The organism is Pseudomonas sp. C7.1 (genome assembly GCF_056312395.1).
On record NZ_JBWDTL010000003.1, the window covers coordinates 773,493 to 794,749 of the forward strand.

The window sequence follows — 21,257 nt, forward strand, 5'->3', positions numbered from 1 at the left end:
TCAATGGAACACCTCGACATGCGTGCCGATGGCCGCAACGACTACGTGCTGTCCCCCCTCTGGACGGATCTCTTCCCCGAGGGCCTGCTTGGCCAGCTCAAGGCTAACCCCTTCCTTGTGGCCTGTCGCAACGGCGCGGTCAGCGTTGACCAACTGCGTCACTTCCTCATCCAGCACCATTACTACTCCCAGTACTTCACTCGCTACCTGTGCGCCCTCATGGGCAGCCTGGCGGACCAGCGCGAGTTCAAGGACCTGTCACACAACCTCACCGAAGAACTCTCCGGCGGCGACAGCGTCGACATCTCGCACGCCGAGCTGTACCGACGCGCCATGGACCTGATGGCCGCCGTCCCGCGCAGCCGCCCCCTGTTGGAGGGCACCCGTCAGCTCATCGACGCCATGTTCCGCCACTGTCGCAGCAGCGACCCGCTGGACGGCCTAGCCGCCCTCTGCCTTGGTGCCGAAGCCATCGTCCCGCTGATCTACGGCCCGGTGCTGGATGCCCTACGTAGTCACAACGCCCCCGGCGAGGCCGAGCACTTCTTCGTCCTGCACATCGAAGAGGACGAGGAGCACGCCATCGTCATGCGCGACATCATTGACCGCATGCTCGGCGAGCGGCCTTACCTGCGCAGCCGGGTAATCGCCATCGGCGAGGAAATGATCCACCTGCGCATGGACTTGCTCGCTGAGCTGGTCGGCGAGGGCAGCGGCACCGGTAAGGCCCAGGGCACCCTCACCAGTCCCGAGGCCCTCCAGGCCCTGCGCGCTGACGCCAGCCTCGGCAGCGCCAACTTCCTCGACCGCTGCCTGGCCCTGAGCACCACCGCCGACCAACCGTTCCTGTTTCTTGATCGGCCGCTGCAGCTCCTGCAGGGCGCCCCGGTCAGCGCCCTTGGGCTCAACGATCTGCAGCGCCACCGCATGGCGCTGGCCGACTGGTACCTGCAACAGGGAGTGAAGCCCGGCGACGTGGTGGCAGTGAGCGTCGAGGACGGGCTCATGCCCATGCTCCACTACCTCGCCCTTACCAGCCTCGGCGCTGCCATCTCGCTGATGAACCCGGCAATGCCCGCCGAGTTCGGTCTCGCCTACATGGCCGAGAACGGCTTCGAGCGCCTGGTCACCGACAGCTCCACCCTAGCCACTAGCGCCTTCGCCCGCCAATGGTGCAACCAGGCCCCCCAGTCCGTACTCGACGTCAGTCTGTCGCGCCTCGACCCAGCCCCACAGCTGCCCACCTGGTGGCCGCTGGAACCTGAGGACTCAACCCTGGTCATGCTCAGCCACACCTCCGGCACCACCGGGCTGCCCAAGGCAGTGCGCTTCGAACATCGGCAATTTTTTATGGGCAAGCGCGCCCGCATCGGTCGCTTCGCCGAAGGGCCCGACGAGCGCCTGCTGACCGCTCTGCCGCAGTCCCACTCGGCGGCCATCAGCCACCTGGAGACGGCCGTCCTCCACGGCATCCCCACTTTCGTGTTGGGCACCCAGGACGGCGATGCCCTGCGCGAAGCCATCCGCCACTTCCAGCCCACCACGGTGGTCGCCTTCCCGCGCAGCTACGTGTTGCTGGTTGACGGCGGGATCCGCCCCGGCGAATTCCCCGGCGTGCGCCGCTGGTTCGCCATGGGCGACGCATCCCATCAGAGCCACGTGCGCGCTATCCTCGACGGCGCACCACAGTCGCGCTTCATCGACGCCTTCGGCAGCTCCGAGTTGGGCATGGCTCTGTTCCGCAGCGAATCCACCCGCGACGCTCTGGCGGACCAGCGTTCTATCGGCCGCCCGGTAGACATCGCCGTAGCCAAGGTCCTTGATCCCTGTAGCGGCGAAGAAGTGAAGCCCGGCGAAGTCGGTCTGCTGGCCGTGCGCTCGCCCACCGTCACATCAGGCTATTGGAAGCAGTCGCAGAAGACCGCCGAAGCCTGGCGCGCCGGCTACTTCCTCACCGGAGACGTCGCCTACTGCCGTGATGGCGAGTTTTTCCAGATCGACCGCGCCGTGGACGTCATCGACTCCAGCGGCGGCGCGCTCTACACCCTGCTGCTGGAAGAAGCGGCGCAGCAGGTGGAAGGCGTTTGCGACGCCACCGTGGTCGGAGTCGACCCCAGCCACGCCGAGGGCACCCGCGTCCTCGCCTTGGTGCTGCCCGAACGTCAGGCCCTGGACCAGGCCGCCGCAATCGCCCCCCGCGTGCTATCCGCTCTGTACCAGGCCGCCATGCGCAGGGGTGTGCACTTGGCGGAGGGCGAGGTGGCGGTGGCAGTGGTCAGCGACCTCGCTTTCCTCCCCGCCGGTGCCACCGGCAAGATCCTCAAGCGCCGCCTGCGCGGCCTTGCCGAGACCCTGCTGGCCGGCCAGCACGAACAGGCCCTGCTGCACCTGCTGCGCCGCGCCCCTGAAGCCGAACGCTCGCTGGCCTCCAGCGGAACCGCGCGCTGAGCCCACGCCAACCGAACAAGGACCGTACTATGACCCAGCTCACCTCCCAACCCGACGCCCTCGCGTCGGTGCGCCAGAGGCTCGCCACTGCCCAGGCCGACCAGCAGGACGAATACGAATGCATGGGGCGCCGCTTCGTTGTGCATGGCGGCGTCTTCCCGCCCACCCACTTCCAGTCGACCGGCATTTTCACCCGCCACCTAACTTATCCTCGGGGCGGACGCTTCTTGGAGATCGGCTGCGGCGCTGGCGTTACTGCCGTCACTGCCGCCCTCGAAGGCTGCGCCTTGGTGGTGGCCAGCGACATCAGCGCCGATGCTGTGGCCAACACCCTCGCCAACGCCAATAGGCACGGCGTTGCCGAGCGGATGTTCGTCCGCCAGGGCGACCTGTTCGACGTGCTGGAGGAGGGCGAGCACTTCGACGTCATCTTCTGGAACTCCAACTTCGTCTTCGTCGAAGCCGACCACGTGTTCGACGCCGCCATCATGATGGCCTTCTGCGATCCGGGGTATGCCGCCCACCGGAGGTTCCTCGACGAGGCCCCGCGTCACCTCGCCCTCGGCGGCATGCTGCTGATGGGCTTTAGCAGCCAGGGCGACAGCCAGGCCCTGGACGTCCTGCTGCGCGAGCACGGCTATGCCTCGCGGGTGATGTCCTCGGTTAGCGGCCAGGGCGACGGCGCGCCGCGCTACGACATCCTCCAGCTCCTGCCGGGTGCTCACGCACCGGCCGAGGCCTGAGCCCTACGGGAGCGATCACCATGCATGACACCCACGACCTCAAGGCCCCGGTGGCCATCGTCGGTGGCGGCCCGGTGGGGATGATGCTCGCCCTGTTTTTGGACCATCACGGCGTGCCTGTGGTGCTGTTCAACAGCGAGCGCACCACCCGCTGGCACCCAAAGGGTAACACCCACAACGCCCGCACCATGGAGCATTACCGGCGGCTCGGGTTGTCCGACGGCATCCGTCGCCTCGGCTTGCCCGATGACCACCCCCGGGACGTCGCCTACTTCACTCGCCTCAACGGCTGGGAGCTGGCGCGCCTGGATATGCCCTCCGAGCGCCAGCGCCTTCGGGCGACGCGTCAGGCACCGGACACCGATCAAGTGCCCGAGCCCCTGCTACGGGCCAACCAGATGTACGTCGAGCGGTTTCTGCTGGAGCACCTGCGCACCCGCCCCGGCATCCAGCTGCGCTTCGGCTGGCGCGTCGAGGACTTCCAGCAGGATGCTGAGGGCGTCAGCCTCCACGTCATCGACAGCGCCGGGCAGGGCGCCGGCGAGCACTGGCGAGCCGACTACCTGGTGGGCTGCGACGGCGGCCACAGCTTCGTCCGCCGCCGCCTTGGCATCGGCTATATTGGCCCGGACGGCAGTACCGGCGGCTTTCTCAGCGGGCGTATGTTCTCCAGCCACGTGCGCATCCCCGACCTTCACCGGCGCCTGCTGCCGGACCGCAAGGCCTGGATGTACAACGTCGTCGCCCCAGATGGGCGCATGCTGCTGATCAGCCTGGACGGCGCCGACGAGTTCCTGTTCATGACTCAGGCCCGCAGCAGCGAAGAGATGCCCCAGGACGAGGCTGTGATCCGCGCCATCCAGCGCGGTATCGGCGAGCCCGTCGAGGTCAGCGCGTTGGCCCACGCCGTCTGGCACGGTGGCCTGGCCCTGGTGGCCGAGCGCTTCGCCGACCGCCGGGTGTTGCTCGCCGGCGACGCCACCCACCTGTTCTCGCCTACAGGCGGCTTCGGCATGAACACCGGCATCGACGGCGCCGCCAACCTGGCCTGGAAACTCGCCGCTGCCGTGCAGGGATGGGCCGGCGACGGGCTCTTGGCAACCTATGAGTTGGAGCGGCGCTCGGTCGCTTTACGCAATACCCACGCCGCCCGACTCCTAACCCTGCGCGTCGGGCAGGTGAGCGTGCCCGCCGAGGTCGAGGACCCAGGGTCCGCTGGCCAACAAGCGCGTGAGCGTCTGGGCGAAGCGCTGCAGCAATTTCGCGGGCAGTTTGCCTCTCTAGGCGTCGAGTTGGGCGCCCGCTACGACGGCTCGCCGATCCTCTGGCCGGACGACGGCACGCCCCCCGAGGACGACCCGCTGCTCTACCGCCCCAGTACCTTGCCGGGCGGGCGCCTGCCGCACCTGTGGATCGCCGATGGCAGCACCGGCCGACACTCGGTGTTCGACCGGCTGAGCGTCGGCTTCACCCTCTTGCGCAACGGCCCGCAGGCCCCCGAGGCCACGCGCCTGGTGGACGCGGCGCGTGCCCGTGGTATTCCCCTGGAGGTGGTCGACCTGCCGGCCACCGCCTTCACGTTCTACGCAGTGCAGCTGCTGCTGGTCCGGCCCGACCAGCACATCGGCTGGCGTGGCGACGCCCTGCCGGAGGATTCCGGCGCGTTGCTGGACCGCCTCGTCGGGCAGGGGGTGGCTGGCATCCAGGCCCCCGGCCCGGTGCTGGGCTGCGTATTCAGTGCAGTGGGCTGATCGACAAACTGATGGCATCAAGGAGGCGACATGAGTGTATTGGCAAGTGAACAGAGACGGGACCAGGTCCTTGACGTGAACGGGCTGGAGACCGAGTACGCGGACGACGCCCAGGAGAACGCAGCGGCCTTCGCCCTGATCGAGGACGACCCCAACCCGCAGGTGGTCAACGGCGAGCCCGAAGGGGCCTCCATCCGCTTCGTGAAGACTGGCGAGACCACCCGTGGCCGCTATCTCATGGCCAAGGTGGAAATCCCCCCGGGCTCCGGCCCGCCGCTGCATGTGCACACCCGCACGGACGAGTGGTTCTATGCCCCCGACGGCGGTGTGGTGATGTTCATGGGCACCCGCACCTACACCGACCTGGACAACCCGCCACACGCGTCCGGGCGCGACACCATCCGCATGATCCCGATGAAGAAGGGCGCCATGGTGTTCGGCCGGCGCAACCACATCCACGGCTTCATCAACATCACCGACAAGACCGTGATGATGTGGCTGGTGTGGACCCCCGACACCCCCGAGGTGAACCTCAAGGGCTACTTCGAATCCATCGCCAGGCCGATCCTCCCCGGCGTGCGCGGTGCCCGCAACAACCCCATCGTCCAGCTCAAGGCCGTCAGCGAAGCGCGCGACTACGGAATGATGTTCAGCACCGACTTCTGGCAGTACGCCGAGAAGGTGGAGGAGGGCGAGCCGCCCTTCGGCAAAAACCTGGACGGACTGATCCGGCTCTTCGAGTCCGGTAAACGAGACTGATCCCTCAACACGACATGAAAAGAAGGTGAACGCATGAAAACTCTGGCGAACAAGACCGCGATCGTCACCGGTGCCAGCTCCGGCATCGGCTACGAGACCGCTAAGCTCTTCGCGGCCCACGGCGCCAAGGTGGTGGTCGTGGGCCGCCGCGCCGACTGCTTAGATCGCTTGCTGGGCGAGATCAATGCCACGGGCGGCAAGGCCCTGATGCTGGTGGGCGACGTCAAGGAGGAGGCCTGCGCCCGCGAGGCCGTGGCCCTGGCTGTGGGCCAGTTCGGCGGCCTGGACATCGCCTTCAACAACGCCGGCAGCATGGGCGCCCTGGGCAGCGTGACCGACATCAGCCTGGAGGGCTGGCACGACACCCTCGACACCAACCTCACCAGCGCCTTCCTCGGCGCCCGCCACCAGATCCCCGAGCTGCTAAAGCGTCCCGGCAGCTCGCTGATTTTTACCTCCTCCTTCGTCGGCCACAGCGTCGGCTTCCCCGGCATGGCCGCCTACGCCGCCAGCAAGGCCGGCCTGGTGGGCCTGACCCGTACCCTGGCCGCCGAATACGGCGCCCAGGGACTGCGGGTCAACGTGCTGATGCCCGGTGGCACCGATACCGAAATGGGCCGTGCCGCCGCCTCCACGGCGGAGCAGAAGGCCTTCGTCGAAAGCATCCATGCCCTCAAGCGCATGGCCCGCCCGGAGGAGATCGCCCAATCGGCGCTGTACCTCGCCTCCGATGCCTCCAGCTTCGTCACCGGCACCACGCTGTTCGTGGAAGGCGGCGTGACCATCACCCGCACCTGAGGCCACTCGGCCGATCCGGGCGCCGCGACCGCGGCGCCCGTCCCCACCGCAATGGAATCCGCATCGACATGAAGACGCACAACGACATGCCCGGCGTTGCAGGCGAAGGCGAAGCGACGGCCGGTTTCGACGCCTCCGGGCGGCGGGACTTCCTCACCCGCCTGCTGGCCCTGGGAGCCGGCGCCGCCGGTATGGGGCTGCTGCCCGCCGCCCTGGCCGCCGCTGACGAACGCCGCCCCAGCCACCGACGGGACTACGACTACATAATCGTCGGCGCCGGTTCCGCCGGTTGCCTGCTAGCCGACCGGCTCTCCGCCACCGGCGCTTCGGTGCTGCTGCTGGAGGCCGGCAGCCACCGCATCGACCAACCCAAGGTCCGCGAGGTTGCGCTGTGGCTGCAGAACCTCGGCAGTGACACCGATTGGGCCCGCACCAGCACCCCGCAGCCGCAGCTGGACCACCGTGCCCAGAGCCTGGCGGCCGGGCGCATCGTCGGGGGCTCCGGCAGCATCAACGCGATGATCTGGTTGCGGGGTGATCCCCGTGACCTGCAGCGCTGGCAGCACCTGGTCGGCGCACCCTGGACGGTGGCGGCGCTGCAGCGTGCCTACCTGGACATGGCGCAGCCCGTGGGCAGCCCCGCCGGCCACGGCGCGCCACGCATCAGCCTCGGACGCTTCGCCGGGGAGCACCCGCTGACCGCCGCGTACCTCGCGGCCAGCAGCGCCACCGGGCTCGGCGTGCAGACCCTCAACGACGGGCTGCCGCTGGAAGGCGCCGGCATCACCGAGGCTAACGCCAACGCTGACGGCTACCGGATCGGCCCGGCCCAAGCGTTCCTGGTCCCGGCGCTGGCCCGGCCCAACCTCAGCGTGCTGAGCGAGGCGCTGATCACCAACCTGATCCTCCGGGGCTCGCGCTGCGAAGGCGTTCGGGTGCTGGTGGACAACCGCCTGATGTCGGTCCGAGCGCGCCGCGAGACGATCCTCTGCGCAGGTGCCTGCGAGTCACCCAAGCTGCTCATGCTCTCTGGCATCGGCCCGCAGCAGGCCCTGCGCGAGCAGGGCATCCCGGTGCGGCTGCACCTGCCGGCCGTGGGGCAGAACCTGCAGGACCACCTGCTGCTCAGCCTGCAGTACCGCTCGCGTCTGGCCATCCCGCCGCAGGTCTCCAACGGCGTGGCGACCATGGCCTACTACCACCACGGCAGTGGCCAGCAGGCGCCGGACATCCAAGTTGCCGGCATGCAGTACCCCTTCGGCCCAGTGCCCCTGCCCAGCGGCAGCTCCTACACCGTCATTCCCTTCCTCGCCAAGCCGCGCAGTCGGGGGCGAGTACGTCTGGTCAGCAGAGACCCGCGCGAATCCCTGCTGATCGACCCCAACTACTTGGGCGAGGCCATCGACCGCAACATCATGGTCGCTGCCCTGGACCAGGGCCTTGCCATCGGCGCGGGGGTCACCGACTACTTCGGTGGGTTCTACCCCAGCGACCCGCTGGACACCCCTTCGCAAAAGCTCGCCTTCATCGCCCGCCACGCCGGGCCCGGCCTGCACTACACCGGCACCTGCAGCGCCGGGCGCGACCCGCGCAGCAGTGTGGTGGACGGGCGCTTCCGGGTCTGGGGCGTGTCCGGACTGCGGGTTGTGGACGCCTCGGTCATCCCCGAGATACCGACGGTGAACATCCACGCCTCGGTGCTCACCGTGGCTCAGTTGGCCGCGCAGGTACTGGTGGCCGAGCAGCGTATCGGCCACCGCCTTGCCGAGCCCGCCTGAACTTCATACCACCCGGGGTGCACACGCCTGCGCCCCTGAGCTGAACCAAGGAGATCCATCATGCAGCATTCCCTGCTTTCCAAGAACGCCCTAGTCACCGGGGCCTCCCGTGGCATCGGCAAGGCCACCGCCCTGGCCTTGGGGGCCGCCGGTGCCCATGTGCTGGTGCACTGCAACCGGGGCGTGGAGGAGGCCCGCGCCGTAGCCGCCGAGATCCGCGAACGAGGCGGCCGCGCCGACGTGCTGGTGGCGGACCTGGCCAGCGTCGACGGGCCGCGCATCCTCGCCGCCGAGGTCGGCGAGCGGGTGCGCCGGCTCGACGTGCTGGTGGCCTGCGCTGGCATCGCCCAGACGGCCCGCCTGGAGGACACTCGCGTGGAGGACTTCGATCGGCTGTTCGCGGTCAACGTGCGGGGACCGTTCTTCCTAGTCCAGCAACTGCTGCCGCTGATGGGGGAGGGCAGCAGTGTGGTGATGGTGTCTTCCCTCGGGGCGCGCTCGGCGGTCGGCGAGATCCCTGCCTACGCCGCCACGAAGGGTGCACTAGACACACTGGTGCTGCACTTCGCCCAGGCCCTCGGTGAGCACGGCATACGCGTCAACGGGCTAGCCCCGGGGGTTGTGGACACTGAAATGTCCAGCTTCGTGCGCAGCGACGAGGGGCGCGACTTCGTGCTCGGCATTCAGGCCCTGAAGCGCGTCGCACAGCCCGAGGACATTGCTGATGTTGCGCTGTTTCTGGCCTCCGACGCCTCGCGCTGGATCACCGGCGACATCCTCAGCGTCGACGGTGGCACCAAACTCTGACCGCTAGCCACCTCCGGGGGTAGACCCATGAACATGAAGACCGAAGTGCCCGCCGCCGGCCTCGCCGCCCAGGGCAGCCCGTCGAGGAACCTTGAACTCGACCGCCTGCGCGCCATCGCCGTGCTGCTGACCTTCTACGTCCACTTGTACCAGGTGTTCTACCCCTGGACCTTCACCATGCAATACCCCAAGCCCGAGTCGGTAGCGGACCTGTTCGGCAACGCCTGGGGCGGGGTCGATCTGTTCTTCGTCATCTCCGGCTACATCATCTCGCGCACCCTGCTGGAACAACTGGACGGGCTGCGCAGCGGCCTGCAGCGGGCGGCCTGCATCAAGGCGTTCTACGTGCGTCGGGTGTTCCGCATCCTGCCGGTGGCCTGGGTAGTGGTGGCACTGGTGATGGCCTGCAGCCTGTTCCTCAACCAGGGCCAGTACTTCGCCCCGCCGGTGTACAACGCCCAGGCGGCGCTGAGTATCTTCACCTACACGTTCAACTTCTGGCTGCCGGACAACAAGATCGCCGGCGGGGTGCCGCTGGCGCCGTACTGGAGCCTGTCGGTGGAGGAACAGTTCTACCTGTTCTATCCGCTGTTTCTGATCCTGCTGAAGAGCACCCGCGCGCGGGTGCTGGCGCTAGTGGGGACACTGCTGCTGGTGAGCCTGGTGCTGCGGCCCTTCAGCCTGTCCGACCCGATGAAGGTGTTCTTCTTCACCCAAACCCGTTGCGACGGGCTGATCTACGGCTGCCTGCTGTACCTGGCCACCACCCAACCCTGGTTCACCGCCCTGCGTGTGCGGGCCGGCCGTCACCGCTACGCAGGTGCGCTGCTGGCCACGGTACTAGCGTTGGTGCTGGCCAGCGTTACGGCCATCGGCTTCGGCAACGTGCTGGCGGTGCCGGTGGTCTGCGCACTGTCCCTGGCGCTGGTATTCATGGCGGTGTGCGAGGGCGGCCTGCTGGTATTCCCGCAGCCGCTGCAGGCACTGCTGGATTACCTGGGCAAGCGCTCCTACACCCTGTACCTGGTGCACATCCCGATGTTCTTCCTGACCCTGGAGCTGATGCACCGCTACACCCGCAGTGAAGGCATCGCCATCACCGACGCGCTCTGGCCGCAGTACACGGCGTTGATGCTGGTGCTGGTGTTCGGCGCCACTGAACTGATCCACCGCATCGTGGAGCGACCGATGATCGCCCTGGGCAAGCGCATCGCCGAACGCAGCCGCACCACCGATGCCGCCACGCCCCAGACCCTGGCACCCACCCCGACGCCCTAGAGTCCCACGCCGCCCAGTTTAGGAGCGAACTTGCTCGCGAACGGTCGCCCTGGCTGCCCGTAGCCCGGACTTCAGTCCGGGTTCAACGCCCGAGCTCCCTGGGCTGAAGCCCGGGCTACGAGCGGACGGCCGCTGGTGGGCTGAAGCCCACCCTACGGGTGATACCCCTACTCACCGGCCTTCCACGTCCGATACTGCTCGGGCATGCACACGGCACAGGGCCGGTAGCCGGCGCTCAAGGCCGTGGCTTCGTCGAAGAAAAACACCCGCTGTGCCACGTAGCCGCCGCGGGCCAAGGCTTGCAGGGCACAGCGGCAATCCAGGCGGCCGTAGAGGCGGTTGCGGCGGTGCCCGCCGAGGGTGCCGGGCACCGGGCTGAGGCAGGGGCGGCCGTCGGCGCCGATCAGGCGCCAGGCCTTGGGTTCGCCCGTTTCAGTCGTCATGCCTGCCCTGGAAACTCACTTCCAGGCCGACCCGCACGCCGCTGCGCACCCGGCCGATGCCGTGGCGCAACTGGGCACCGTAGAGCTGCCCTTGGCTGTTGCGCAGCGGCCGGCGCTGACTGCACACCAGCACGCCGTCACCGCGTGACAGCGGCACCACCCAGAGCCGCGACTGCATGCGAGGCCGTTGCTCGGTGAGCACGAGCTCACCGCCGCAGAAATCCTGCGGGTCGGAGAGCAGCACCAGCAGCCGTACCGGTAGCAGCTCCGGGTCATCCTCGCCCGGCAGCAGGGGCATGAAGTCGTCGGCGCCGAGGCGGGTCAGGTGGGCGCAGTGCACCCGGCCGTCCGGGGTGTGCAGGTTGGGCTGGCCGAAGGCCTGGCACCAGCGGTTGGCGATGGAGGCGAGTGGGGCGTGAAGGGCATCCCATTGGGCGTGGGGCAGGTCGGCGCGTACGCCCTCACCGCGGCCCAGGGAGATGGTTTCCAAGCGCTCCCGGGGGCCCTTGTCCAAGCGCTCGCCCAACAGGCGCGCGGCCTCCGTGTCTAGTAAGCCGGGCAACGGCGCGTGGCCGTGCTCGTCTAGGGCCCGTTCGATGGCGGTCCAGTCTTCCGGCAGATTCAGAGCGTAGGCTGTTTCAGGCATGGCGCCGCACTCGTCGGGTGGCTGGCCTGGCTTTCCCTCTGCAGCAGTTCGCGCTTGCGCTCGACGCCCCAGCGGTAGCCGGAAAGGTCACCGTTGCGGCGCACCACCCGGTGGCAAGGAATGGCTACGGCGATGTGGTTGGCGCCGCAGGCCTGGGCCACGGCCCGCACGGCCTTGGACGCGCCGATGCGTTCGGCGATCTCGGTGTAGCTGGCTGTGACCCCCGGTGGGATTTCCCGCAGGGCCTGCCAGACCCGTTGCTGAAAGGCGGTGCCGCGCACATCCAGGGGCAGGTCGAGGCCAAGCGACGGAGCCTCGACGAAGCCCACCACCTGGGCCACCAGGCGCTCGAAGTCGGCGTTGCCGCCCACCATCTGGGCCTTGGGAAATTGGTCCTGCAGGTTGCGCACCAGGGTATCAGGGTCGTCCCCCAGAAAGATGGCGCAGACCCCCCGCTGGCTCTGGGCGACGAGGATGGAACCAAGAGAGCAATGGCCGACGGCGAAGTGGATCGAGGCACCAGTGCCGCCGTCACGGTATTCGCTGGCGCGCATGCCCAGCAGCTGGTTGGCAGTCTCGTAGAAGCGACTGTTGGAGTTGAAGCCTGCGCCGTAGATGGCGTCGGTCACCGTAGTGCCCTGCTCGCTCAGTTCCCGGCGCAGGCGCCGGGCGCGGTAGGCCGAAGCGTAGGCCTTTGGGGTGAGCCCGGTCTCGTTTTTGAACAGCCGGTGGAAGTGCGAGGGACTCATGCCCGCGCACTCTGCCAATTGATTCAGGTTGGACGGCGTGTCGGCGGTCTCGATGGCGCGGCAGGCCTCGGCGATCACGACGGCGCGGTGGGCCGCGGCAGCGGTGCGGTCGCCCACCTGACGGCGGCTGGCGCGGTAGCCGGCGGCTTCTGCGGCCTCGGAGGTATCGAAAAATTCGACGTTGCGACGATTGGGCAGGCGCGCGGAGGAGCTGGGGCGGCAGTAGATGCCTGTGGTCCGTACGGCGTAGACAAACTGGCCGTCGGCAGCGAGGTCGCGCTCGAGGACGGCGGCCCAGCGCTGGTCTTCCGTGAGGTAGCGCGGGGCGGTGGGAAGGGTTTTGCTCATGGCATTCATCCCAAAGGGTCTATTGACGGTCGAAGGCTAACAGAGTTGGCGCGGCCGAAAACTCCGGTTCTTGCGGTCGAATTCATGGATTGGGCGGCATCCTCCAGAGGTACCAGGCGGCAACAGTGCGCCAGGGGCTCCAGGCCTGCCCGAGCTGACGCATTAGGGCGGCGTTTGGGGTCTCTTCCAGACCCTTGAGACGGCGGTAGCCCTCGCGCACGCCGAAATCGTCGGCGGGGAGGATGTCGCGGCGCTCCAGGGTATAGATGAGGAACATTTCCACCGTCCAGCGCCCGACGCCGCGCAGGGGCATGAGGCGCGCCATCAGGGCGTCGTCGTCCAAGGCCATTGCTACCTCGCGGCCGGGTACCTGACCGTCCAGGGTGGCCTGGGCGATGCCCAAAAGGGTCTGCAGTTTGCGCGCGGAGAAGCCGCAGGCTCGCAGCCGCTCCGGTTCGGTGATCAGCAGCTCGGCCGGGGTGGGGAAGCGTCCGCCGGGATAGAGCGCCATCAGCCGGGCGAGAATAGCATCGCCCGCCCGGGCGTGAAGCTGCTGGTAGGCCACGGCGCGGACCAAGGCCTCGTAGGGTTCGCGCTGGGGATGGGGCTGGTGCCGGCAGGGGCCGACAGCCTCAATGTGCCGCGCCCAATCGGGGTCCTGGGCGGCGAGGAAGCGACTGGCGTCGGCGAAGCCCGGCGGGGCCTCCCAAACCTTTCGCTGGAAGGACGTGCCGTCGGGCACCAGTACCTGGCGCTTGGCTTGTTCCGTCGGGTCGCAGGCCGGTAGCGGTTCGCCGGTGTGAGCGGCGGGGAGGTCGGTGAGATCGGACACTTAGTGGCTCTCGTGGGTGGTGGGGCGGTGTCAGTCGGCACGGCGGAAGGTGAAGTTCAGGCGTTGCTCGCCTAGGGTCGGGTGTGGAGGGCCCTTGAGCGGCGCCACGCCGTGGTAGCGCAGCCGGTCTTGGCCGCCCCAGACGGCGACATCGCCGTGGTGCAGGAGGAAGCGCCGGACCGGGTCGCTGCGGCACAGTCCGCCGAACAGGAAGGTGGCGCTCATACCCAGAGAGACGGAGACCACGGGGGCGTCGAAGCCGCGTTCGTTGCGGTCCTGGTGCAGACTCAGGCGGGTGCCGGGTTGGTAGCGGTTGAGCAGGCAGGCGTCGGCTTCGAAACCCGCGAAGCCGGCTGCTTCGGCGGCCTGGCAGGCCAGTTGGCGAAAACATTCCGGCATGTCGGGCCAAGGCGCACCGCTGTCCGGGTCGGTGGGGCTGTAGCGGTAGCCTTGGCGGTCTGTGGTCCAGCCCAGGGCGCCGCAGTTGGTCAGTGCGACGGACATGCGGAAGCCTCCGGGGGTGAGCATGTGGCGGAAGGGCGCCTGGGCCTGCAGGGCGAAAATCTGGCGCAGCAGGTCGTCGGCCTGGTCCAGGGCGAAGCCGCGCAGGATCACGGCCTGCTCGGCCATGGATTCGCGCTGGCCACTGTCGTGGGTGGCGAAGAGGTCTGGGATCATGCGCGATCCTTCAGGTAGCGTCATGGAAGATCAGGCCGAGGGTGCGGCGCTGGCCGCTGTGCACCAGGCTGACGCCGTGGCGCATGGCAGCGCGGCGAAAGCCGCTGCGCTTGCCGGGCACGGGGCGTAGGTCCACCGGGAAGATCACCGCGTCGCCCTGGCGCAGGGGCACCACTTCGGCACGCTGGGTGCCGGCCAGGTGCTCGGTGAGCGCGAACTCCCCACCGGTGAAGTCGCGCCCGGGTTCGGAGAGCAGGACGGCGACCTGCAGCGGGAAGTTGTGCTCGCCGTAGAGGTCTTGGTGCATGCAGTTGTAGTCGCCCGGTCCATAGCGCAGCAGCAGCGGCGTGGGGCGGGTCTGCCCAGCGCGGTGGCAGCGCATAAGGAAGGCGTCCAGGGCCTCGGGGTAGCGGGTCTCCAGGCCGAGGCGCGCCTGCCAGCGATTGGCGATCCGCGCCAGCGGCGGGAACAGTCGGTGGCGCAGAGTTGCGAGCAGGGTGGGCAGGGGGTATGCGAAGTACTTGTACTCACCCTGTCCGAAGTTGTGCCGGGCCATGACGACGCGCGAGCGGAACGCTCCATCGTTCGAGTAGAGGCCTGCCAGGCGGGCGCATGTGTCGGCGTCCAGCAACCGTTCGATGCAGGCATGGCCGTGCTGCTCCAGTTGTTGCTCCAGCTGGGACCAGTCTAGGGCGTCGAGCCGGTCGAGAAGGGCTGTGTGGGAGACGTCCGGCACGGTCGGGCAGAAAAAGACGACGCTCATAATACGGACAGACTGCCGTTGGTCTGGGGCAAGTCTATGGGGCGCAGGCTGTCGAACAAGCCTTGGGGGCTTGCGTTCTCAGTGCACTGGCAGGTCTGCTCGATCCACCCGAGGAGGCGCGACAGGTGGGCGCTGGGCTCGCCCGTCGGGCGCAGCAGGTAGGTGGTTAGTTCGGCGTAGGGCAGCGAAAGGGGACGGGTGACGATCTCGCCACCCGCCAGGTCGCTGTGCTCGGTGCCGCTCACCAGGGCCACACCATAGCCGGCGGTGACCAAGGCCAGCATGGTCTCGCGGGAGATGTACTGCTCGGCGATGTTGATGCTGGCGACCTCTTCTTCTTTGAGGTAGGCGCGCAGCAGCCGGCTGATCTGCTGGAACTGCCCTTCGTGGACTTCACTGTGGCTGAGGATGAGCGGGTAGCGGACCAGCTCCTGCAGCGGGATGCCCCGGTGCGATAGCAGCGGGTGTCGGGCCGGCATGGCGGCGACCAGCGGGTCGCTCCAGACGGGTTGGGTGTGCAGGCCGCTGCTGGCGGCGTCGATGCGGGCGAAGCCGAGGTCGTAATGGCGTTCGAGCAGCCCCTTTACCTGCTGGGCGTAGCTGACCTCGAACAGGCGGATACTCAGTTCCGGCTCCTCCTGCCGGCAGCGGGCGAGCAGGTCGGCTAGGCGTTTCGGGGCGATGCCGTCGGACACGGCGATGCGCAAGGTGCCGCGAAAGCCCAGGACGACGCCGCGCATGTCCATACGGGCCTGCTCCAGGGCGGCTAAGATGCGCTTGGCGCTATCGAGGAACACGCTGCCTGCCCAGGTGAGCTGCGCACCCCGGGAGTTGCGTTCGAACAGCTGGATGCAGAGCTCGGATTCCAGCTCCTTTATGGCCCGGGACAGCGGGGATTGCTCGATGTGGAGGCGGGCGGCGGCGCGGGTGAAGTTCGATTCCTCTGCCACGGCGAGAAAATAGCGAAGATGGCGTAGCTCCATGTGGTTTCTTCTCCTGTCCGTCATCGACTCTGTGTTTTTCAAGGCTGGGGGCGGGACGTTTTTCCAGGTCACTACCCATGAAGGGTCACGCCGAGGCCAGGCGCTGCTTGGGGCGCACGTGCCGGCGCGTTCCACTATCGGGGGGCAGTGGAGCTTTGACACTCCGTTTTTTGCGCTTGAATTCGCGGGCGGGGATTGCCGGGCGTTGAGCACTAAGGATAATTCCATTAAACGGGCTAAGTTCAGCCGGAATTTGCGATATCTGGACAAACATTCCGCCAAGACGCTATTGGCAGCTTACGGAATGCAAATGGCTGAATGGCCCCTGAAAACATAGACACCTGCGAACCTCAATGCTGGAGGTTGATCCACTGAGAATCAGTCGGCTATTGGCCGGCTGCAGCCCGCCGCAACGAGTGCCTCTCGGCCAAAAGCAGCCTTTAAGGAAACCCTGAAAAAGACTTCCTGATTTTGGTAAATACCCGGACTCCACCCGCCGAGTTTTCCGATGAAGCAGATGACCTTCGCCGACGCCGAGTACGCTGGCAAGCGCAAGCAGACCCGCAAAGAGTTGTTCCTGATCGGGTGGTACCGTGGAAGGGCTTAATTGCCTTGATCGAGCCGCATTACCCCAAGGGTGATGGTGGTCGTCCGTCCTACCCGCTGATGGCAATGTTGCGTGTCCATCTGATGCAGAACTGGTTCGGTTACAGCGACCCGGCGATGGAAGAGGCATTGTACGAGACCACCATCCTGCGGCAGTTTGCGGGGTTGAGCCTTGAGCGCATCCCTGACGAAACCACCACCCTCAACTTCCGTCGTGTGTTGGAAAAACACGAGCTAGCTGCTGGCATCCTCGCGGTGATCAATGGCTACCTGGGTGACCGGGGTTTGTCACTGCGCCAAGGCACTATCGTCGATGCCACGCTGATCAATGCGCCGAGTTCGACCAAGAACAAGGACGGTAAGCGCGACCCGGAAATGCACCAGACTAAGAAGGGAAACCAGTACTACTTCGGTATGAAGGCCCACATCGGCGTGGATGACGAGTCGGGGTTGGTGCACAGCGTGGTGGGCACAGCAGCCAATGTGGCGGATATCACCCAGGTCGATAAGTTGCTGCATGGCGACGAGAACGTGGTGTGTACTGACGCAGGTTACACCGGTGTCGAAAAGCGTCCGGAGCATGAAAGTCGGAAGGTGATCTGGCAGGTGGCGGCACGCCGCAGCACCTACAAGAAGCTCGATAAGCGCAGCGCGCTGTACAAAGCCAAGCGCAAGATCGAGAAGGCCAAGGCCCAAGTGCGCGCCAAGGTCGAGCATCCGTTCCGAGTGATCAAGCGCCAGTTCGGTTATGTGAAGACGCGCTTCCGTGGCCTGGCCAAGAATACCGCGCAACTGGTGACGCTGTTCGCGCTGTCAAATCTGTGGATGGCACGCAGACATTTGCTGACGAATGCAGGAGAGGTGCGTCCGTAATATGGGCAATAGCCGCCGCAAGGTGCTCGCGGCGGCTAAGAACACAGAAATAAGCGGGTGATCTGATCGTTTTTGATCGATTTGCCGCTTTCAAAATCAGCGGAGGCTGAAGTCGGTCAGAAATGCAGGGCTACTTCAGGGGATCCTTAACCTTAATCATGCCGGCCCTTGATTAGGCGGTGTCAAAAGACTGCATGGGATAACCTTGCTCCACATTTCAACTGAAGCTGCGAACTGAATGATGGGTTTTGAACAACTAGCTGAGTGACGCGACCGCCTGCGGGCCGAAAACGTGCAGGCCCCCATTTTTCGCCATCAGCTCGCCCCAAAGCAGTGCAAAAAAGTGGGCGATTCAGAAATTTATGACGTTTTTGTTACGGGTCATTGTGATTTTATTTTTTTCCCGATAGCGTGTCTGTCGTTGGTAGGAGATTTTGTAAGTTAGGGATAACATGCGTACTACATCTTCGTTGAAGGGCCTTACGGTTCTTATTTGGATCGTCAATCTGTGCGCCATCTGTGCGTCCACGCTAAGTTATATCTACCTGTCTTATTACACTTACAAGGAAACCGGCAGTCTGCTTTATTCGCAGATCGTGCTGTTTTCACCCATGGTATTACCAGTATTGTTTGTCGGACAGATTTATAGACTGTCCGATCGGATCTCTCCGCGTACGTTATTGCTTTTATCCAATGTCTTGGCGTTGCTGGTGGCGGTGTTGGTGTATTCGTTACTGCCGACCGTTGCATTGATTGCGATCGTTGGCGGTATCGCCATTGGCACACTGGACGCGTTGCAGCGGGTGGGCCGAATCGTTGCCATCAAATGCTATTTCAATTCAGCAAATGTCGAATCCACCGTTCCGCTGACCCTGACGGCACAGTTCATTGCCGGTGGTATCGCCGGTGCTACAATGGCACTGGTCAAGGGCGATATGATGCCTTGGCACGCGTTGGCAATCACTGCTGTGTTGTTCTCCATAGCCTCCTTCGCCGCCTTTCTGTTGCCCCGGGCGGAACGCCCGGCTACCGCCACCATCCCTCAGTCTGCGGCGCTGATCGAAACATTTGCGAATCTCATGAGAGCCAGCCCGCAACTGCGCCGCAGTTTCTGGAGCTTCATTATTTTCGTCAGCGTTTATCAGGGCTTTTTCAACGTGTCGCGGATTATCCTGCCGGCCCATGTCCTGGGCTTGTCGGATGGCTATGTGGGCCTGCTGCAAGCAGTCAACAGCGTGGCCGCCCTGGTCGGCGCGATCCTTTACTACAAGTTGAACAAGCGTGGCCACAGACTGGCGCCCCTTTCCATGGCAGCCGCCAGCGCACTGTTCATGATGGCGGCCGCCTATGGTGGAGGCTTGGCCTCCAGCTATGGCGCTTACTTCTTCTATATCTTTTTCTTTGAATTGGCATTTTTCAAGTTGCAATCCGATGTCGTGCTGGCAACACCGGCCAATGCCATGCCACTGGTCGCGTCAGTACAATATGCGGGTGTTTATGCTGGAATGATTATAACGATATTCTTCGGTTCATTATTGGTCGAGCACATTGGGTTGCTATGTACCAGCGTTATTTTTGCCGTGTGTTATTTGGCGGCTACTCTACTGCTCTCGTTCAGTTTGAAACCTGCTGAACAAGTTATCTAATAGATTTTCCAATTTCACAAGGAAGTCATGAGTTATGCGCCAGATAGCGCCGATATTTCCGTTCGTTCGTTTTTTTGATCTGGCTAATGGGGTAACAGCATTAAACATACTGTTGTCTTTTGCGGCGGTGGTCGTGGCGCAACAGGGACGCTTGTCTTGGGCGGCTAGTATTATTTGTTTGGCGGCGATACTAGACTTCGTCGATGGACACATTGCAAGAACCTGGTTGGCCGGCGACGCGCCACGGCGCGCGTTTGGCAAGCATCTGGACAGTTTCGGCGTTTTGCAAGGTAGTTGTCGCGTCAGCTGTGTTTTTAAACTGCTATTTTCAGTGCCGGTTTCTCTTTCTCTGGGTTGAGCGTGACAGCGCCGATAGGTTGCCAATTTCGCGTTGCACCTGACCAGCGATGCGGGTTTCTATGACGGGCTTTCTGGTACAGCACATGACGTTTGGCCAGCACCGTTTGATCTTCTCCACGATGGCGCTGTGCCGGGGTCACGAAGCGGATGCGGCTATGGCGGTGCTCATGGTTGTACCAGTGGATAAAGTCGCGCACCCAGCTGCGTGCTGCGTCTAGGTCGGCAAAGCCATCTTGCGGCCATTGCGGGCAATATTTCAGAGTTCTAAACAGCGATTCTGAGTAGGGATTGTCGTTGCTCACCCGAGGCCTTCCGCGCGATGGGGTGATGCCCAGGTCGTATAACTTGCTCAGCAGTGTCACCGATTTCATCGGCGCGCCGTTGTCCGAGTGCAGCACTAGAGGCTTCCCAGCACAGCGCTCGGCAAGCACAGTACGCTCCATCAGTTCGGCCGCACGTTCGCCGCTTTCACACGCGTAAACCTCCCAGCCCACGGCCTTGCGGCTGTAGATGTCTTCGATCAAATACAGGTAGTAATACTGCCCGCGCACCGGCGATTGCAGGTAGGTGATGTCCCATGACCAGACCTGATTGCTCTTCGTTGCGCTGTGCGTGGTCGGCGCTGCGTGCTTGTAGGGTGCATGGCTGCGGCCACGTTGGTGCTGCTGATTGGCGGCTTTCAGCACGCGATAAAAGGTGGCTTCTGAGGCTAAGTAACGGCCTTGGTCAGCGAGCCTCGGCACTATCTGGCTGGGCGGCAAGCTGGCGAATGGCGGGCTATTGCAGACATCCAGGATGGCGCGGCGCTCCTCTGCGCTCAGGGCGTTGCTCGGTCGCGGACGTAGCGTGGTCGTGCGCTCATCGGCCTGTATAGCTGGCGTCAACGCCCAGCGTTGCAGGCTACGCAGCGACAGCCCTGCCTCTGCGCTGGCCACTGCCTTGCGCGCACCAGAAGCGACGGCATGGTTAAAGCGTTCAACGAGTTGTTGCCGTTCTGGCAGCGAGGTCAAACGTCCTCGCTGTCGTTTCCCCAGAAGGCATTCATCTTTTTTCGCAGCACCAGGATGGCGGCGGTTTCCGCCAGCGCCTTGTCCTTGCGCCGCAACTCGCGCTCCAGTTCGGTAATGCGTTTCTTGTCGGCGCGTGCCTGATCTCGCTCTGCCTTGAGCTGCGCTTTAGCGGACATCTGGCCCGTGATGCAGGCTTGACGCCACGCGCTGATTTGCTCGGGGTACAAGCCTTTGCTGCGGCAGTATTCGCTGAGCTCGATCTCGCTCAGGGTGGCCGCATGCAATACCGCTGCGAACTTGGCTTCAGCGGGCCAGTCATCGGCGTTGTTCTTGTCTCCAGGCACTACCGCGCCTCCTGCTTTGAGCTTGGTGCGCCAAGCATACAGGGTGGCTTGGGAGATACCCTCTTGACGCGACAACTCGGCCACGGACATGTTTTGCGGCGGTAGTAATTTACGGATAAGGGCAGCTTTACGCTCGGGTGAATAGCTCGACATGACAGCTCTCTTTGACGCCCCCGATCTATCGTTTTGATAAATCAGCTCAGGCGACAACTAGCCTGACACCGGGGGGTTTTGCCGACCTGCTGAATTTCAGTATCGCGCCAGCACTTGTCCTGATCCTGCTGCTCCCTTCATCTCTGGCTGTACTGGCGGGTTCTGCCCTGGTGCTGTCCGGTGTACTGCGCCTGGCTGTTTTCGCCATCAATGACCCCGATGCCCCGGTGGGTTATCGCGGTTTGCCGACGACCTATTCCGGTTTGCTGTTCGCGCTCGCTTTCCAGTCAGTGGCGGCGGGCAGGGTCGGCGCTCATGACGTGCTGATACTGATGTTCCTCATTGCCGTGCTTCAGGTCACGAACCTGAAATTGCCGAAATTCAAGGCCGTTCCCACTGTGGCCTTCATTGCGATTGTCTTTTCCCTCTGCAGTTTTTTCCTATATCACGCATAACTATAC

20 protein-coding genes and 1 pseudogene are annotated in these 21,257 nt (G+C 64.9%); 13 read left to right on the forward strand and 8 right to left on the reverse strand.

All coding sequences use genetic code 11. From position 1 onward, the window contains the following. Positions 1-3: 3 nt before the first annotated feature. From AC0T4W_RS06895 to AC0T4W_RS06930, 8 genes are all read left to right on the forward strand, one after another. Positions 4-2,448: an AMP-binding protein gene (locus tag AC0T4W_RS06895; protein WP_476317835.1), complete on the forward strand. Its 2,445-nt coding sequence runs from the start codon at positions 4-6 to the stop codon at positions 2,446-2,448. Positions 2,449-2,477: 29 nt separating this feature from the next. After that, positions 2,478-3,191 carry a methyltransferase gene (locus tag AC0T4W_RS06900; protein ID WP_476317838.1) on the forward strand — a complete coding sequence of 238 codons (714 nt, stop codon included), beginning with the start codon at positions 2,478-2,480 and terminating at the stop codon, positions 3,189-3,191. 20 nt (positions 3,192-3,211) lie between these two features. After that, positions 3,212-4,942, forward strand: coding sequence for an FAD-dependent monooxygenase (locus tag AC0T4W_RS06905; protein WP_476317841.1), 1,731 nt, complete (start codon positions 3,212-3,214; stop codon positions 4,940-4,942). A gap of 30 nt (positions 4,943-4,972) precedes the next feature. After that, positions 4,973-5,701 carry a cupin domain-containing protein gene (locus AC0T4W_RS06910; protein ID WP_476317844.1) on the forward strand — a complete coding sequence of 243 codons (729 nt, stop codon included), beginning with the start codon at positions 4,973-4,975 and terminating at the stop codon, positions 5,699-5,701. Positions 5,702-5,734: 33 nt separating this feature from the next. Then, positions 5,735-6,499: an SDR family oxidoreductase gene (locus tag AC0T4W_RS06915; RefSeq protein ID WP_476317847.1), complete on the forward strand. Its 765-nt coding sequence runs from the start codon at positions 5,735-5,737 to the stop codon at positions 6,497-6,499. A gap of 68 nt (positions 6,500-6,567) precedes the next feature. Continuing rightward, positions 6,568-8,277, forward strand: coding sequence for a GMC family oxidoreductase (locus AC0T4W_RS06920; protein WP_476317850.1), 1,710 nt, complete (start codon positions 6,568-6,570; stop codon positions 8,275-8,277). Positions 8,278-8,337: 60 nt separating this feature from the next. Beyond that, complete coding sequence (locus AC0T4W_RS06925) at positions 8,338-9,084, forward strand: SDR family NAD(P)-dependent oxidoreductase (RefSeq protein WP_476317852.1); 747 nt, start codon at positions 8,338-8,340, stop codon at positions 9,082-9,084. Between the two features lie 27 nt (positions 9,085-9,111). Continuing rightward, positions 9,112-10,362: an acyltransferase family protein gene (locus AC0T4W_RS06930; protein ID WP_476317854.1), complete on the forward strand. Its 1,251-nt coding sequence runs from the start codon at positions 9,112-9,114 to the stop codon at positions 10,360-10,362. 167 nt (positions 10,363-10,529) lie between these two features. On the opposite strand, the gene AC0T4W_RS06935 is transcribed toward AC0T4W_RS06930, so the two are convergent. The 7 genes from AC0T4W_RS06935 to AC0T4W_RS06965 form a co-directional block, all read right to left on the reverse strand. Beyond that, positions 10,530-10,805 (reverse strand): Ada metal-binding domain-containing protein, encoded by a 276-nt coding sequence (locus AC0T4W_RS06935; RefSeq protein WP_476317856.1) that lies wholly within the window; start codon positions 10,803-10,805, stop codon positions 10,530-10,532. After that, positions 10,795-11,451, reverse strand: coding sequence for a 2OG-Fe(II) oxygenase (locus AC0T4W_RS06940; protein ID WP_476317858.1), 657 nt, complete (start codon positions 11,449-11,451; stop codon positions 10,795-10,797). The genes AC0T4W_RS06935 and AC0T4W_RS06940 overlap by 11 nt, the downstream gene beginning before the upstream one ends. Next, positions 11,427-12,548 (reverse strand): bifunctional DNA-binding transcriptional regulator/O6-methylguanine-DNA methyltransferase Ada, encoded by a 1,122-nt coding sequence (gene ada / locus AC0T4W_RS06945; protein ID WP_476317860.1) that lies wholly within the window; start codon positions 12,546-12,548, stop codon positions 11,427-11,429. Before ada ends, AC0T4W_RS06940 begins: the two co-directional genes overlap by 25 nt. An 82-nt stretch (positions 12,549-12,630) precedes the next feature. Further along, positions 12,631-13,185 (reverse strand): DNA-3-methyladenine glycosylase family protein, encoded by a 555-nt coding sequence (locus tag AC0T4W_RS06950; RefSeq protein ID WP_476323501.1) that lies wholly within the window; start codon positions 13,183-13,185, stop codon positions 12,631-12,633. A 225-nt stretch (positions 13,186-13,410) separates the two neighbouring features. Then, positions 13,411-14,058, reverse strand: coding sequence for a DNA oxidative demethylase AlkB (gene alkB / locus AC0T4W_RS06955; protein WP_476317862.1), 648 nt, complete (start codon positions 14,056-14,058; stop codon positions 13,411-13,413). 10 nt (positions 14,059-14,068) lie between these two features. After that, the gene (locus tag AC0T4W_RS06960) at positions 14,069-14,821 is read right to left on the reverse strand and encodes a 2OG-Fe(II) oxygenase (protein WP_476317864.1); all 753 of its coding nucleotides are present in this window, start codon (positions 14,819-14,821) and stop codon (positions 14,069-14,071) included. After that, positions 14,818-15,804 carry a LysR family transcriptional regulator gene (locus tag AC0T4W_RS06965; protein ID WP_476317866.1) on the reverse strand — a complete coding sequence of 329 codons (987 nt, stop codon included), beginning with the start codon at positions 15,802-15,804 and terminating at the stop codon, positions 14,818-14,820. The genes AC0T4W_RS06960 and AC0T4W_RS06965 overlap by 4 nt, the downstream gene beginning before the upstream one ends. Between AC0T4W_RS06965 and AC0T4W_RS06970 the strand changes: the two genes are divergently transcribed. The 4 genes and pseudogenes from AC0T4W_RS06970 to AC0T4W_RS06985 all read left to right on the forward strand — a co-directional run bounded on the left by AC0T4W_RS06970 (position 15,803) and on the right by AC0T4W_RS06985 (position 19,287). After that, positions 15,803-16,141, forward strand: a complete 339-nt coding sequence (locus tag AC0T4W_RS06970) for a hypothetical protein (RefSeq protein WP_476317868.1) — start codon at positions 15,803-15,805, stop codon at positions 16,139-16,141. The genes AC0T4W_RS06965 and AC0T4W_RS06970 overlap by 2 nt on opposite strands. A gap of 171 nt (positions 16,142-16,312) precedes the next feature. Continuing rightward, positions 16,313-17,283: pseudogene (locus tag AC0T4W_RS06975) on the forward strand (IS5 family transposase). A gap of 452 nt (positions 17,284-17,735) precedes the next feature. Next, complete coding sequence (locus tag AC0T4W_RS06980; protein WP_476317870.1) at positions 17,736-18,929, forward strand: MFS transporter; 1,194 nt, start codon at positions 17,736-17,738, stop codon at positions 18,927-18,929. Positions 18,930-18,963: 34 nt separating this feature from the next. Further along, positions 18,964-19,287 carry a CDP-alcohol phosphatidyltransferase family protein gene (locus AC0T4W_RS06985; protein ID WP_476317872.1) on the forward strand — a complete coding sequence of 108 codons (324 nt, stop codon included), beginning with the start codon at positions 18,964-18,966 and terminating at the stop codon, positions 19,285-19,287. Here AC0T4W_RS06985 and AC0T4W_RS06990 read toward each other — a convergent pair. After that, positions 19,244-20,796, reverse strand: a protein-coding gene (locus tag AC0T4W_RS06990) for an IS3 family transposase (RefSeq protein WP_476323504.1) whose coding sequence is annotated in 2 segments (ribosomal slippage) — positions 19,244-20,334 and positions 20,334-20,796 — 1,554 coding nt in all. Because the reading frame shifts where the segments join, the coding sequence is not laid out codon by codon here. The two genes, AC0T4W_RS06985 and AC0T4W_RS06990, sit on opposite strands and share 44 nt — an antisense overlap. Before the next feature lie 11 nt (positions 20,797-20,807). Here AC0T4W_RS06990 and AC0T4W_RS06995 point away from each other — a divergent pair. Beyond that, positions 20,808-21,251, forward strand: coding sequence for a CDP-alcohol phosphatidyltransferase family protein (locus AC0T4W_RS06995; RefSeq protein ID WP_476317875.1), 444 nt, complete (start codon positions 20,808-20,810; stop codon positions 21,249-21,251). Positions 21,252-21,257 lie beyond the last annotated feature (6 nt).